Genomic DNA, 14,880 nt, shown 5'->3' with positions numbered 1-14,880 from the left:
TTTAGGGTTGCTGCACGTTAAAAATAACCAAGGGACGCAATAGCGTCCCTTTGCTTTAATTAGATTTAGCTAGATTCAGTTAGCTTTGTTTAGCGCTAGTAGCTATCAGACTTCTTAGAACCTAAAGCCGATTTAAATATGATCGCCGCCACAACGAGCTGTATGGTCAAATTAATATGCTCAATGGCCAGTTCAGGCTGACTCATCACGCCCAGTGCAATAAGCTGCTTGCCAGAATACGTTAACCAAACGAGTGAGCCCAAAAGCAAAAGGCTCCGGATAACAAATGTCATTTACATCTACTCCAAATACACAACATCCAGTGTTAACACAACATCCTGTGTCCAGATAAGAAAGCAGCCACAAGATAGCGCTCACTTTGTATCCAGTCAAGATTTTGGCAAAGACATTTTTGTGACACGCGAATCAATTACGCCATTGAGGCCAATAACAGGGGAAAGTGTGGAAAAACAACTCCACTCTGGCCGCAGCATTCATGAATATCTTGCTGAACAAAAATTAATTGAAGGATCGACAAACTGACTGCTTAGACTTTAATCGTAGATCTTACTTTACAGGCCATAATCCCCCACAGCTATATAGTAAAATGGTCTGTAAAATAGGAAATATGCGATATATTTCGCTATAAATAGAGCCAAAACCACGAGATCAACATCACAAAGTCAAATAAAACTGAGTTACAGCTAACAGTTGCGTTCTTTCCCCCATTATGTTCTGATCCGCACGCGTTAGCAGGCAAGCTTAATGTTGCCTTAAAAATGCCATCCATAGCTTGCCCTAGGCCAGCGACGACATTAAAACAGCAGTTGGAATTGCAGTTATGTTATATACCTTTCTCATCATACTGGCCTTGCTCGCATTGCTCAGTATTATTTTCGAAGAAGTGACCCACCTTAATAAAGCAAAAACCACCTTATTCTTTGGCTGTATATCTTGGGTAGCGCTGTTTATGGCTGCTGGAGATCCCGCCCATGAGAAAATCATCGCCCATCAACTCAATGAAAACTTGCTCGAAATTGCCACCCTTTGGCTATTTTTGATGTCGACCATGACCTTCGTTGCTTACCTCAACGCTAAGGGCATGATCCAAATCATGGTGCAAAAGCTGTTCCCGCAGAAAGTCTCTGTGCGCATGCTGATGATCCAAGTGGCACTGTTCGCGCTCGTGCTGTCAGCATTTTGTGATAACGTCACCGCGACGTTAGTGTCATTAGGCTTATTAACCACCTTTAAACTCGACAAGCAAATGCGCCGCAGAATGGCGGTGTTGATTATCTTCGCGGTGAACTCAGGCGGTGTAGCCTTGATCACCGGCGATGTGACAACACTGATGATCTTCTTAGGTGGCCATGTGCATATGTCTGAACTGCTGATGTTGTTTATCCCATCGGCCGTGAGCGTGATTCTGCTGGCTACCCTGTTCTCACTCAAAGCCGAAGGTGTGGTGAGCACGACGCCAATCAAACATACTTATCAAACCGTTGATGTCTTGATTGCCCTCGTGTTCTTCTGCACTATTTTAATGACCATGCTACTCAACATATTATTTGGGATCCCACCGGTGCTGACCTTCTTAACGGGTCTGTCGATCATGTTCCTGATTGGCCATACTACGCGCAGCGATAAAGAAGAAATCAAGATCCTCGAATATATTCGCCAAGTAGAATATGACACCTTGTTGTTCTTCTTAGGAATTTTACTGCTTGTCGGTATGCTTAAAGAAATCGGCACCTTAGATATGCTGACCGAAGCTTATGCCATGTTTAATCCAAACATCTCTAACTTCGTCACAGGTATGGGCTCAGCCTTGATCGATAACGTGCCATTAACGGCTGCATTGTTAAAAGCAAGCCCTGTGCTGAATACGCCAGAATGGCTCGGCTTAACCTATAGCGTGGGTGTGGGTGGCTCACTGCTGATTATTGGTTCCGCTGCGGGCATTGTTGCCATGAGCAAAGTGAAGGAACTGACTTTCGTAAGCTACCTCAAATACGTGCCAGCCCTATTCCTATGCTATAGCGTTGGATATGGTCTAACACTGTTTCTTGCTTATAATTTCTTCGCATAACCTTAATGTGATGGTAGGGAAAAGGCGCCTCTTGGCGCCTTTTCTTTTGGTTGCATCATTAAAATTTAGGGAGCTTAAACTGCAAGCACTGAAATAGCAGAGGCTTTAAATCGCAGGAACTTTAAATTGTGTCCCTTGTATATCCAAGACAACATCCCTTGGACGAATAGAGATGATCTTCAACTTGCCACCTATCATATCCCCCTCCTGTAACTCCGCGCCGTCCACATTTAACCAACGCTGGCTCGCATCCGTGGAATACACATGGGCCACAATATTAAATTCCGGCACTTGCAACTGCAGTCCAGCGGGTAATTGGCCGTATTTAGGAATATCATCCCCTGCGGGCTTAGGGATGGGATCTAACTTAGGCTCAGTGACAGGCGTTTTCGCCGCCTTAACATATTCCACATCCTTTAGTGCATCTTGAAATGTAGCAACCAGCTGATCATCTTTACGACTCTGGTTGGTTTCTAAGCCCACATCTGCCGCAGCGGCACTGACCTGCTGACGTAATGCTTCCAACTGTTCTAAACCTTGGTGATTAGCACCCGCGCCTAGCATAATAGGTTCTTGGCTCACAGGCATTTGTGCTAATTCCGCTGGGTTTATGCCATTTTCATCGATCACTGAATACTGACTTGAGTCAGGCGTTGTCGCATCTACAACCGCAGACGTGGTGAGGTAATCTTGATAACTTGGATCGCGATTTTGTGGAATGCTACTAACACCATAACTATTGGCATTCGATGGCGCAGGTACCACTGATGCGCCGCCATTTAATTCCTGCGCCCTAGGCAGAGCAACTTTTCCTGCAAGGCGAATCCCCGTATTGAGATTATCTGCGGCAGATATCTGTGCAGTTGTTGTCCGTTCAGAGTCTGTCACTGTCCCCTGAGCGGCTCTTTGAACCACCGTTTGCGCTGTGGGTGTCGTTGCGGCGATCATCGCTGACACGCCTACTGGGGGCTTATCCGCCGGAAGCAACTCAGATTGTCGAAACTCAGATTGTCGATACATAGCCACGCCCCATGCTACCCCCACGCCTAACGCAATGGCGAGTGCTAATGCCGAAAGTTTAGCAACGGGAACACTTGCCTGACGGGGCTGGGGATAATGAGCCCTTGGCGTTAATACCGCATCGGGTAAGGGCGACGACTGCTGCTGTTTATTACGGGTGACCGCATCGAGTAAAATGGACATTAACTCTGCGCTCCATTATCGGTCAAACGTGGCCCCTGCTCACTTAAATACAAATTTAGTCTCACTAATGTTTGATTACCTGCAATGCCATCGGCTTTTAACCCATGCTGGCTTTGGAATGTTTTAAGATCATTTTCTAATTTAAGATCGAATTGGGAAACTCTTCTCGCATTGCGGTTAGCCACATGGGCAAGGGCATTTTCCAGCCACTGTAGTTGTCCCGGGCTCGATTTTTGGCTGATTTCCATCATAGGTAGACTCGGCGATTGCCAGAGGATTTCAAACGTCCCGCTAAAGTGCTGGTTAAACCAAGTTCTGTCTACCCACAGTTGTTGCTCTCCCAGTTGCATCAACAACTGCTCGCCATCCACCGCAATCACAGCGCCATAAAAATCTTGCTGATTATCATCGACTAAATAGACAACTGCCGGATAATTTAATCGCGTGAGCGACATCCAGTTTCCCTGTTGCTGGTAACAGGCAAGCCCTTGTTCAACGGCAGATTGACAGGCAGTCAATCCCTTATAGGGCACTTTCCCCCAAACACTGAAGAGTCCGGCAAAGGCGGTATCGATATCGCGACTCTGATTAATCACATCATTTAGCAAGCGTTGATTGGGATCAGGTATCGACGCCTGAGTCACCTGACTGCTTGGATCTGCAGGTGGTACTAACTTATTTGTTTCTTCGGCCGCGCTCAAAGCTTGAGTGTTTGATGCTGTCACATTGGTTGGTGCAGACTCAACGACTATATTGGACGCTGACGCCGCACTGACAGGTTTATCGGTAAATAGCCAATAGGAAACGCCAAAAGCGACCAATAACGCCGCAGCGGTCGCTGTCGGCCAAAGATACCTATTCTGAGCCGGCTCCTCTTCACCTAATACTTCTGCCGCAGCTTGTCTCACCATGTGATGATCTATGGGCACGCGCGATTGTGCATAGCCCGCCATCAGCGAGCGTTCACATAAAAGATTAATTAATCGAGGGATACCATCACTATATTTTTGCAACACCTTAATCGCTTTACGGGTAAACAAAGGCTCGAATCGTCCCGCCACTTGTAAGCGGTGCAACACATAGAGGGCGATTTCATCTTCATTGAGTGGTAATAGGTGATAACGCGCGGTGATCCGCTGGGCAAGTTGCCTAAGCTCTTGTCGTTTGAGCAGTAACTGCAGTTCAGGCTGACCAATGAGTATCACCTGAAGCAGCTTTTTAGTGTCCGTTTCTAGGTTAGTGAGCAGCCTGAGTTGCTCTAACACTTCGGCGCGCAGATGCTGAGCCTCATCGATAATGAGTACGGTATTGCGACCTTTTTCATGATTTGCCAGTAAAAAGCGGCTCAAATGATCGGTTAACTGCTTAAGGCTAGGATTATCCCCATAACTGATCTTAAGCTCATCACAGAGAGTGGCGAGTAATTCCAACTCTGTGAGTGAGGGATTCAGGATAAATGCAGTATCAGTGTTATCGGGTAATTGCCCAAGCAAACAGCGCGATACAGTGGTTTTACCTGTGCCGACTTCCCCGGTTAGCAACACAAAGCCACCGGTTTCACCTAACCCATAGGTCAAATGAGCCAAGGCTTCCCTGTGCCTGTCACTTAAAAATAAATAATGGGGATTGGGTGCAATTGAAAAAGGGTTATCACTGAGTCCATAAAAGGCCTTGTACATACCACCAATCATCCTTAGCTAAAAATAACGCTCACGTTAAAGCGTCACACTGTTATTGTCAAAGCATCCGCAACATCGATGTGACATTTAATAAATATCTGCAAATAAATATCTGCCCCTAGGTTACACAGGGAATCTTATCATCATGTTAAGCTATCCCTATGACAGATTAGCCGAATCATTCCAATGAAAATATATTTAGTCGGCGGCGCTGTACGTGACAGCCTGCTCAATCTCCCCATTAAAGATAAAGACTATATGGTCGTTGGCGCGACCCCCGAGCAAATGCTGCGACGGGGTTATCGTCAAGTAGGTAAAGATTTTCCGGTATTCCTCCATCCGACAACTCAGCAAGAATATGCCCTCGCAAGAACAGAGCGTAAAGTAGGGTTAGGTTACGGTGGTTTTCACTGCTATGCCAGCCCGGATGTTACCTTAGAGCAAGACTTGCTACGCCGTGATTTGACCATTAATGCGATCGCTCAAGATGAAGAAGGTAACTTATACGATCCCTTCGGCGGCATTAAAGATATTGAAGCGCGTCAATTACGCCATGTTTCCGATGCTTTTATCGAAGATCCCCTTAGAGTACTACGTGTCGCCCGATTTGCCGCAAGATTCCATGCACTGGGTTTTAGTATCGCCAGCGAAACCTTTGCGCTTATGCGCCATATCAGTGCGAGTGATGAACTCAGCGCATTAACGGCGGAACGAGTGTGGCAGGAAGTCGATAAGAGTTTAGGCGGGCCTAACCCTGAGATCTTTTTTGAGGTACTACGCCAATGTGGCGCCCTCAAAATACTCTTTCCCGAAATATTTGCCTTATTCGGAATTCCCCAACCAGAAAAATGGCACCCCGAGATAGATACGGGCGTGCATACATTAATGGTGCTCGCCCAAGCAGCCCAACTCACTCAGGATAAAAACGTGCGTTTTGCCGCACTCGTCCATGATTTAGGCAAAGCATTAAGCCCTAAGGAGCATCTACCTAAACATCACGGTCATGGCCAAAAGGGCTTACCGCTGATCAAAGCCCTTTGCACACGCTTACGCGTGCCGAACGAAATGCGCGATTTGGCGTTATTAGTGAGCGATCAACACCAAAATGTGCACCAAGCGTTTGAGTTGAGGCCCGAAACCATCATCAAAATATTCGATAAAGCCGACTTCTGGCGCAAACCTGAGCGGCTCAATCAAGTTATTTTAAGCTGCATTGCCGACATGCGTGGACGAACAGGATTTGAAGCCCACGAATATCCCCAGGGAGAGTACCTTGCTGATTGTTTTTTAGCCGCCAGTAAGGTTAATGTCAGTGCGATTATTACCGCAGGTTTTCAAGGAGCAGAGATAAAGCAAGCGCTCAATTTGAAGCGAATCGAAGCCGTCAACATACTAAAACTCCAAAAGCAAAATGATGCAGAACATTGCACTCGATAAAATTGTAATAAAATTGTAAAGCCGGCATCACTTTATGGTAAATACAGTGCCATTTTTTGATGAAAATCGTCGATATAACCACTAAAAAATGCTTTTAAAAAAAATTTATATGTCTATAGTGGTTAAACGCATTAATATTCGTAGCAAATTAAAATAGCTATGTCATAATTAGGCAGTTTCGATTACAAAGTGGCGAAACATTCAAATCCAACCTATTTTAAGGGATTTTTTACAATGAACAAAAAAGTACTGATGATTGCTGGTTTAGCAATGACTGCCCTACTAGGTGGTTGTGCAAACACTACTGCTCTGGAAGAAAGCGTTGCTACTCTGGGCAACAAAGTTGATCAATTGTCAGCTGATGTCGGCTCTCTGAAATCTGAGCAAAGCAAACTGTCTGCAGACGTTAAAGATGCTAAAGCAGCAGCTATGGACGCACAAGCAGAAGCTAAGCGTGCTAACGACCGTCTAGACAACGTTGCTTCTCGTTACAAGAAGTAATGATAAATAATTAGCCTACAATTCAGTAGGTTAAGCTAAAAGGCTTGTGAGAGATGACAACGAATAGTGCATCCATCCAAGCCTTTTTTTATGCCTTCAGTTTAAAGAATTCCTGCTTCTAATTAATGACCTTCAGCTAGAAAACACCCAAGCCCTATCCAATTTACACCGGAATGATCCCTGCTATTAACCTGTGTACCTTAAAATTAACCTCTGTATAAAGCCTGTGCTTCAGTAAACCATTAACCCGCTTTAATAACCATTTGCGGTTTAATCTTTCCGACAAACTTATACTTTTAAGATCCTTTAAGCAGTGTTTACCGCTTCCTTAAAAAAGTTATTTTTATAGATGAAGAATGAAGGCATTTAAAAGAAAGCTCAATCACCAAAATTGAGTCCCTAAGGGAAACAAAGACAAGAGGAACGTTATATTTATCACTAAACAAATAAGCGTAAAGTTAACAATAACGCAGCCCTTGATTATCTTTACATAAAAACAACATAAAAACGTCAATATCTATCATGGACTTGCATAATAAGAGGCTATTTAGCACCTCAAAACAAAATATCTAACCCCATGAATAGGCTAAAAAACAATCTATTCAATCGTTACTTTTAAGGGACTTAGACCCATAGGGACATTTTTGCGCCAACACTAATACAAAATTGACTTCGAGCGATTCAAAGTGCTTTGCTTGAATATCGTGTTTCATCTTATCCGTTGCCCGCCACGCATAGGGCGTCATATCTAATAGGGTTAATGCCTGTTCACCCGATACGGTCAGATTAAAACTCAGGGCTTGTGTTTCTTTGATCGACAATCCTGAGGGTAAATTAATTTGCACCGATTTTTCTGTCAAATCGGGATAGATATGTTCCTTTAACTGCCATAAATGCCGAGTGCCAGGCAAGACTAGCAACATAAACCCTTGCTCCTTAAGCACACGAACACACTCTTTCCCCTTGAGTGGCTTATCAATCACAGTCACTAAATCTATGCTGTTATCGGCAAAAGGTAAGACTTTTGAGGTGCTTAAACATAACATGCCAGGCGTTTGCGCTTTAGCTGCCGCAAAAACGGCATTTTCTGCGTCCGCAACGCCGCTGTAATGGACATTTATCCCATTGGCAAGCTCAGCAAGCTTGGAAGACAAAGCGCGCAGGTAGAAGCCCTCAGCACACTCATAATCTAACAGGCTGAACTCCTCCTTCTGTAAGCTCAAGATCATCATCGCCATCTTATCGATCAGAGGAGAAAAAATACCCGATTCTAATAGAAAACGCTTCGCTCTTACCTGCTGACGGGAATCCCCCGTCGGTTTTTGCCTTTGGGGCTGAGTAAAAACCCAATAACCTTGCGGATTTCGATCGAAGTGGTGTTTATTAGCACAATAGAAACCTTGGGAGGATTGATGTTGTTTTAACGCAAGTCCACAGGTAGGACACTGAAATTCGAGACCCATATAAAGCTCCAAAAATGAGTTAAGCTTCAGAAAAATGAGGAAGCTCCAAAAACAAAAATCGGGTGCTAGACCCGATTCTTAGAAAAACGCCACTATGACTATTATAGAAAGATAAACCCACATAGGACTGCGCCCAGCGCAAGGCGATATATCACAAAGGGGGTCATTCCCATACGGCTGATGATTTTTAAGAAATAGTGGATACAAAGATAAGCCGCCGCAAACGAGATCACTGTGCCCAATGTGAGTGCTTGATAATCAATGGGAAGAGGGCTTTCAGCTAAGTCCTTACCGACTAAAATCGCCGCACCTAAACTGACAGGCACCGACATAAGAAATGAGAAACGAGCGGCAGCATCTCGGCTTAAACCGAGCATAAGTGCAGCCGTCATAGTGGCTCCCGATCTTGAGGTCCCAGGAATTAACGCCAATGCCTGTGCAAAACCAATCAGCAATGCCTTGCGCCAACCCGTTTGATAAACAGTTAAATCATGGCGTGACATCTTATCCGCCCACCACAAAAACAAACCAAAAACGACGGTAGTGACAGCAATGACACCTGCACTGCGTAAATGGGTTTCGATAAAATCCTTGGCCATAAACCCAAAAAATACTGCGGGGAGTGTTGCTAGGATAATCCACCAAGCGAGTCTGCTATCATCTGAATGCTTACCCTTAAATATACTGGCAATCCAAGCATTGAACATGGTCCATAGTTCGTGTCTAAAATAAATCACGACCGCAAACAATGAACCCGTGTTCACCGCAACATCGAAGGATAATCCCTGATCTTCCCAACCTAAAAGCTGGGCAGGGAGAATAAGATGAGCCGAACTAGAAATAGGAAGAAACTCTGTTAACCCTTGAATCAACGCTAAAATAATTACCTGAAACGTATCCATGACAACCCTATCAACAAATTAAAACGTCAGCCCTACAGGCCACTCAAACGTCACAGGCCAAAGCCGCTGTGAATCTTTATCATACTCATCCCAGAGTGTTGCATAGCTCTTATGGAGCACTGGATGGATCAATTCCGGAGCAAGTTCAGCTAAAGGCCACAACACAAAAGCGTTATTGACTATTTCGGCTCTGGGCAACACCACTGGGGTTTGGCACACAAGATCATCAAAAAGCAGTAGGTCTAAATCCAATGTCCTTGGGCTAAATTTCTTTGCGCCAACAAGCCGGCCGTGATTCTGCTCGATTTGCTTAAACTGCGCAACTATCTCGGCAATATTCAAATCAGTTTCGACACTCGCCACCATATTTAAAAAATTTGTCCCGCTAAATCCCACTGCCTCACTTTCATACATAGAAGAAAGTTTAAGTGGACCAAAGCATTCCCTTAATGACCGCAATCCCGCCTGTAAATAGCGACTGGGTTCAATATTACTGCCTAAACTAATATAAATAAGTGCCATGCAGATGTCCGAAATGTCTTTAAAAACGACGATAACTCACCACTATTATCTTAACTCTCGACGGATGTGGGTTGTGAGCGCTCAATTTCAACGCCTACCGAGGCAGCAGTAGCAACAGCCCCTGGCTTCATTACAACCACCTTAACCCAAGCGACGTTAAACTCACCCAGCAAGCATTCGGCAACACGTTCAGCAACTGTTTCAATAAGTTCAATGGGTTGCTCGGTAATCAATTGGGTGATCCGTTTAGAAACCGTTTCATAGCAAAGTGCAAATTGATAATCATCGCCCATTGCCGCCGGCTTATTGTCCCAAGCCATATCTAAGTCTAGAAATAGGCTCTGCTGGATTTTCTTTTCCCAGTCATAGACACCTATCACAGTATCAACACGTAATTGCCGTATAAGTACCTTATCCATACAGTCTCCAACTTACTCATTACTATGAGGTCTGATAAGCTAAACACGATAGAGTCTGTATAATCCGCCATGTTCCAACAGACGACTAATTTACTTTCTACTCGCGCTAATCCAAAGTAGGATATGGCCCGAAAAGGATTTGTTCGTTCAGAAATTATCTCTGTTTTAATAGTAGCGTTATCGCATTAACCTATGACCGAATACACAAGCCAAACAGACTTGTTAAATGGTGGCGCGATAATACCTTAAGACGCGTAAGGAAACCAATGTGAGTCCATTAACACTGACACTTTTGATGATTGTGAGCGCCTATTTGGCAGGCTCTGTCTCAAGTGCTGTGCTGGTATGTAGGATGAGAGGCCTGCCGGATCCAAGATCCCAAGGCTCTGGTAATCCGGGAGCTACAAATGTGCTGCGGATCGGTGGCGCCAGCTCGGCGGCCATGGTGCTATTTTTTGATATGCTCAAAGGCGCATTACCAACTTATCTCGCCTATTTAATGGGGATCGATGCCATTTCCCTTGGGCTTATTGCCATCGCGGCTTGTCTTGGGCATATCTATCCCATTTTCTTTGGCTTTAAAGGTGGCAAAGGGGTGGCAACCGCTTTCGGTGCCATGGCTCCCATTGGTGATGATTTAGCGATTTGCCTTATGGCTTCTTGGGTCGTGTTACTGCTCATTAGCCGCTACTCTTCCCTTGCTGCGATTATTACCGCCCTACTCGCCCCACTTTATACTTGGTGGCTTGACGATCGATTTACCATCCCCGTGGCCATGTTATCGACGCTGATCATCATACGTCATAAGGAAAACATTCAGCGGCTTCTCAAGGGTGAAGAATCGAAAGTCTCACGTAAAAAGCGTCCTAAAACCCCTTAAGCTTAGATTGTGTCCCCCATAAAAAACTGCGCCTTAGCGCAGTTTTTTACATTAATAGGCAGCCATTATGCCACTGGCGGTAAGGTATCGAGTGGCCAACGTGGCTGGCCCTTTACCGCTAAATCTTCGTGTTGTCCCGCCTTTAAACGCTGCAATCCCGCAAAGGCAATCATAGCGCCATTATCGGTACAAAACTCGCCACGGGGATAGTAAACTCGGCCACCGATTGACGCCATCATCTCGGCTAAAGTTTCCCGTAAACGCGTATTGGCACTGACACCACCAGCGATCACTAGGCGGTTATAACCCGTTTGCTTTAGCGCACGGCGGCATTTTATGGCCAAAGTATCAACCACGGCCTCTTCAAAGGCACGGGCAATATTAGCACGAGTCTGTTCATCACTGGGCTCTGCGGCAATGGTATTGGCGGTAAAGGTCTTTAACCCTGAGAAACTAAAATCTAGCCCAGGTCTATCGGTCATTGGGCGCGGAAACTGATAACCCGCAGGCACACCTTTTGCGGCAAGCTTCGCCAAACGTGGGCCACCAGGATAATCCAAACCCATTAATTTGGCTGTTTTATCAAAGGCTTCACCCGCAGCATCGTCAACCGATTCGCCGAGCACTTCATAGAGACCTATGCCATCGACTTTGACTAACATCGAATGCCCACCGGAAACCAATAGGGCCACAAATGGAAACTCAGGCGCATCCTCCTCAAGCATAGGGGCCAATAAGTGCCCTTCCATATGGTGCACCCCAATCGCAGGCTTGTCCCAAGCAAAAGCCAGTGAGCGTCCAACACAGGCGCCCACTAATAAGGCACCAATCAAGCCAGGGCCCTTGGTATAAGCAATCCCATCGAGATCGGCAATCTCGGTATTGGCATCTTTCAGTGCCTGACGAATAAGCGGCACTATCTTACGCACATGATCCCGAGAAGCTAATTCAGGCACCACACCACCGTAATCGGCATGCAATTTCACTTGACTATATAAAGCATGGGATAACAATCCTTGCTTATCGTCGTAGACGGCAATGCCTGTCTCGTCACAGGATGTCTCAATACCTAAAACCCGCATGGTGCCTCATCAGAAAATAATAAAAGGGCGTCAATTCTACCTGCATGCAGGCAATTACTCCAGTTAGACAGACCTATATTCTCCCCGCCAGCAAACACAGTGCAGTATTAGGGCTTTACAAGCCTAGTTGTCTCGGTATAAAATTCCGCACCATTTTAAATAGACTTGGTTCGAGCAATTGAACCACACAACCTACACCTAAGGGGTGATGGCGTATGCCAATTATTAAAGTACGTGAAAACGAACCATTCGACGTAGCTCTGCGTCGTTTCAAGCGCTCTTGTGAAAAAGCTGGTATTTTAGCCGACGTGCGTGCTCGTGAATTCTACGAGAAGCCAACTACTGCACGTAAGCGCGCAAAAGCAGCTGCAGTTAAACGTTTAGCTAAAAAGCTTTCTCGCGAAAACGCACGTCGCGTACGTTTATACTAATCTCTTATGAGCCTAATTGATCAGCTAAAAGACCATATGAAACAGGCCATGATCGCCAAAGAGAAGGCGAGATTGGGCACTATTCGTATGGCATTAGCCGCCATTAAACAGATTGAAGTGGATACCCGCGAAACTCTGACTGATGAGCAGGTTATAGCTGTCTTAACCAAAATGGTGAAACAACGTCGCGATTCGATTGCTCAATTTGAAGCAGCGGGTCGTAACGAGTTGGCCGAAGCGGAAGCAGCAGAGATTCAAGTCATTGAAGCTTTCCTGCCGACTCCCCTCTCTGAGGCGGAAATCGCAGCCTTCATCGATGCAGCTATTGTTGAAATAGGTGCATCCTCCATGGCGGATATGGGCAAAGTAATGGGAGCATTAAAACCTAAAGTTCAAGGACGTGCAGACATGGGCGCTATCGGCGCTATGATCCGCGCAAAATTGCAATAATTAGCGTTTCAATGTATGAACAAGCCGTGCCTATGCGCGGCTTGTTTGTTTAAATTCGCTTTAGGCGAGATTTTAAGCATTCAATGGCAATACCTCGTGATTTTATCAATGAGCTAATCGCTCGCACCGACATAGTCGAGCTAATCGATCGTAAGGTGCCCTTGAAAAAGGCGGGTAAGAACTACTCGGCCTGTTGCCCTTTTCATAGTGAAAAATCACCTTCTTTCACCGTTAGCCGGGATAAACAGTTCTATCATTGCTTTGGCTGCGGTGCCCACGGCAATGCCATCGATTTTGTGATGGAATATGACAGACTCGACTTTGTCGATGCCATAGAAGATCTGGCAGGACAACTTGGGTTAGAGGTTCCCAGAGAGCAAGGTACTGGCAAACGCCATGATGATGGCTTAAGTCGCGACTTATACCAATTAATGGAAGAAGCAAGCCGCTATTTTCAAACCCAACTTAGACAACACCAAGATAAACAAAAAGTTATCGACTACCTCGTCTATCGCGGCTTATCCGATGACATAGTGGAACATTTTGGTATTGGGTTTGCACCCGACGGCTGGGACGGCCTATTAGGTCGCTATCGTCAAAATCAAGATGCACAGGACAAACTGCTGACCGCCGGCATGCTAATCAGCAATGACAGCGGTAAGAGATATGATAGATTTCGTGACCGACTCATGTTCCCCATCCGCGACCGCCGTGGACGGGTGATTGGCTTTGGTGGCCGAGTTTTAGGTGATGGCACACCCAAGTACTTGAATTCACCGGAAACGCCCATATTTCATAAGGGCAATGAGCTTTATGGTCTATATGAACTAAAGCAACGCCATCGCGATCCTGACAAGGTGCTGATCGTCGAAGGCTATATGGACGTAGTAGCCCTTGCCCAATACGGTGTCGACTATGCAGTGGCCTCCTTAGGAACATCCACTACGGCGGAACAGTTTCAGTTATTGCTTCGTAGTGCCAAGGAAGTGGTATGTTGTTACGACGGTGACCGTGCTGGTACAGAAGCGGCGTGGCGAGCCTTAGAAACGGCATTACCACTCTTAAAGCCCGGCGATCAAGTGCGATTTATGTTTCTGCCCCAGGCGGAAGATCCGGATTCAATGGTGCGAAAAATAGGTAAAGAAGCCTTCGAAACTCTGATGAATAGCGCCATATCGCTCCCCGAGTTTATCTTCGATACCCTAGCAACAAAATACGGTACGGATAAAGGTAACTTAGCCAAGCAAGCCTTTATCCTAATTGAAAAAATTCAAGATACTGTGCTACAAAATTTGCTGCTTGAGAACTTAGCTCACAAGCTCGGAATGAATAGTTCAGAGGATATGAAGAAAAAGCTAGGATTTAGTGTCAAACAAACTAAGCCTACCGCTTCAGCAGGACTCAAAGGACGCGGTACCCCTTTGCGACTCGCCATCGCACTGTTAGTACAGCATCCTCAGCTGGGAATGGGTTTACCCCCACAACCCGCACTTAATCACCTGCAGATGCCAGGCATAGATTTGCTGCCACTGCTGCTCAATTTAACTCGAGAGCATAGGTTAAACAGCGCACAACTACTTGAACAATTCAGAGATAGCCCACACAGCGGCACTCTCCATAAATTGGCCCAATGGGACCATCAAGTGGCGGATGAAAACTTAGCTGAAAAGTTTAAACAGACCCTAGTTTGGTTGAACAATCAATATATTGAGCAGCGATACCAGGAATTGAGTCTAAAACAGACTCATACTAAAGAAGAGAAGATACAGCTACAGAAGCTGATCTCAGTCATGAAAGGATTGAACTGAGGCAAAAATGTCCT

15 protein-coding genes are annotated in these 14,880 nt (G+C 45.6%); 7 read left to right on the top strand and 8 right to left on the bottom strand.

Going from position 1 to position 14,880, the window contains the following annotated elements; translation table 11 throughout:
- Positions 1-95 precede the first annotated feature (95 nt).
- Entirely contained in the window at positions 96-293 is a 198-nt protein-coding gene (locus tag COW15_RS16985) for a hypothetical protein (RefSeq protein WP_006080737.1), read from the bottom strand.
- A gap of 548 nt (positions 294-841) precedes the next feature.
- On the opposite strand from COW15_RS16985, the gene nhaD reads away from it, so the two are divergent.
- Complete coding sequence (nhaD, locus tag COW15_RS16980) at positions 842-2,089, top strand: sodium:proton antiporter NhaD (RefSeq protein ID WP_293634265.1); 1,248 nt, start codon at positions 842-844, stop codon at positions 2,087-2,089.
- 105 nt (positions 2,090-2,194) lie between these two features.
- Here nhaD and COW15_RS16975 read toward each other — a convergent pair whose 3' ends face one another.
- Both COW15_RS16975 and COW15_RS16970 read right to left on the bottom strand, forming a co-directional pair.
- Positions 2,195-3,292 carry a general secretion pathway protein GspB gene (locus COW15_RS16975; protein ID WP_293634263.1) on the bottom strand — a complete coding sequence of 366 codons (1,098 nt, stop codon included), beginning with the start codon at positions 3,290-3,292 and terminating at the stop codon, positions 2,195-2,197.
- A complete protein-coding gene (locus COW15_RS16970) occupies positions 3,292-4,971 on the bottom strand; it encodes an ExeA family protein (protein WP_293634261.1) in 1,680 nt (559 codons plus the stop codon). The genes COW15_RS16975 and COW15_RS16970 overlap by 1 nt, the downstream gene beginning before the upstream one ends.
- Before the next feature lie 186 nt (positions 4,972-5,157).
- On the opposite strand from COW15_RS16970, the gene COW15_RS16965 reads away from it, so the two are divergent.
- Together COW15_RS16965 and COW15_RS16960 are read left to right on the top strand one after the other, a co-directional pair.
- The gene (locus COW15_RS16965; RefSeq protein WP_293634259.1) at positions 5,158-6,408 is read left to right on the top strand and encodes a multifunctional CCA addition/repair protein; all 1,251 of its coding nucleotides are present in this window, start codon (positions 5,158-5,160) and stop codon (positions 6,406-6,408) included.
- A 234-nt stretch (positions 6,409-6,642) separates the two neighbouring features.
- Complete coding sequence (locus COW15_RS16960; RefSeq protein ID WP_007650000.1) at positions 6,643-6,909, top strand: Lpp/OprI family alanine-zipper lipoprotein; 267 nt, start codon at positions 6,643-6,645, stop codon at positions 6,907-6,909.
- A gap of 602 nt (positions 6,910-7,511) precedes the next feature.
- Here COW15_RS16960 and COW15_RS16955 read toward each other — a convergent pair.
- The 4 genes from COW15_RS16955 to folB form a co-directional block, all read right to left on the bottom strand.
- A complete protein-coding gene (locus tag COW15_RS16955) occupies positions 7,512-8,372 on the bottom strand; it encodes a putative RNA methyltransferase (RefSeq protein WP_293634256.1) in 861 nt (286 codons plus the stop codon).
- Positions 8,373-8,473: 101 nt separating this feature from the next.
- Entirely contained in the window at positions 8,474-9,274 is an 801-nt protein-coding gene (locus COW15_RS16950; protein ID WP_293634254.1) for an undecaprenyl-diphosphate phosphatase, read from the bottom strand.
- 18 nt (positions 9,275-9,292) lie between these two features.
- The gene (folK, locus tag COW15_RS16945) at positions 9,293-9,796 is read right to left on the bottom strand and encodes a 2-amino-4-hydroxy-6-hydroxymethyldihydropteridine diphosphokinase (RefSeq protein ID WP_293634252.1); all 504 of its coding nucleotides are present in this window, start codon (positions 9,794-9,796) and stop codon (positions 9,293-9,295) included.
- 50 nt (positions 9,797-9,846) lie between these two features.
- Positions 9,847-10,215 (bottom strand): dihydroneopterin aldolase, encoded by a 369-nt coding sequence (gene folB, locus COW15_RS16940; RefSeq protein WP_293634250.1) that lies wholly within the window; start codon positions 10,213-10,215, stop codon positions 9,847-9,849.
- A gap of 268 nt (positions 10,216-10,483) precedes the next feature.
- On the opposite strand from folB, the gene plsY reads away from it, so the two are divergent.
- Positions 10,484-11,095 (top strand): glycerol-3-phosphate 1-O-acyltransferase PlsY, encoded by a 612-nt coding sequence (gene plsY / locus COW15_RS16935; protein ID WP_293634248.1) that lies wholly within the window; start codon positions 10,484-10,486, stop codon positions 11,093-11,095.
- Positions 11,096-11,160: 65 nt separating this feature from the next.
- Here the strand turns inward: plsY and tsaD are convergent, their stop codons facing one another.
- Positions 11,161-12,177: a tRNA (adenosine(37)-N6)-threonylcarbamoyltransferase complex transferase subunit TsaD gene (gene tsaD / locus COW15_RS16930; RefSeq protein WP_293634246.1), complete on the bottom strand. Its 1,017-nt coding sequence runs from the start codon at positions 12,175-12,177 to the stop codon at positions 11,161-11,163.
- A 215-nt stretch (positions 12,178-12,392) separates the two neighbouring features.
- Between tsaD and rpsU the strand changes: the two genes are divergently transcribed.
- The 3 genes from rpsU (at position 12,393) to dnaG (ending at position 14,866) form a co-directional block, all read left to right on the top strand.
- Positions 12,393-12,608 (top strand): 30S ribosomal protein S21, encoded by a 216-nt coding sequence (gene rpsU / locus COW15_RS16925; RefSeq protein ID WP_006080725.1) that lies wholly within the window; start codon positions 12,393-12,395, stop codon positions 12,606-12,608.
- 6 nt (positions 12,609-12,614) lie between these two features.
- Positions 12,615-13,058, top strand: a complete 444-nt coding sequence (locus COW15_RS16920) for a GatB/YqeY domain-containing protein (protein ID WP_293634002.1) — start codon at positions 12,615-12,617, stop codon at positions 13,056-13,058.
- A gap of 83 nt (positions 13,059-13,141) precedes the next feature.
- Complete coding sequence (gene dnaG, locus COW15_RS16915) at positions 13,142-14,866, top strand: DNA primase (protein ID WP_293634000.1); 1,725 nt, start codon at positions 13,142-13,144, stop codon at positions 14,864-14,866.
- The last annotated feature ends 14 nt before the right edge of the window (positions 14,867-14,880 follow it).

The organism is Shewanella sp. CG12_big_fil_rev_8_21_14_0_65_47_15 (genome assembly GCF_002783505.1).
GTDB lineage: Bacteria > Pseudomonadota > Gammaproteobacteria > Enterobacterales > Shewanellaceae > Shewanella.
This window is presented reverse-complemented; position numbering and strand designations above follow the sequence as displayed.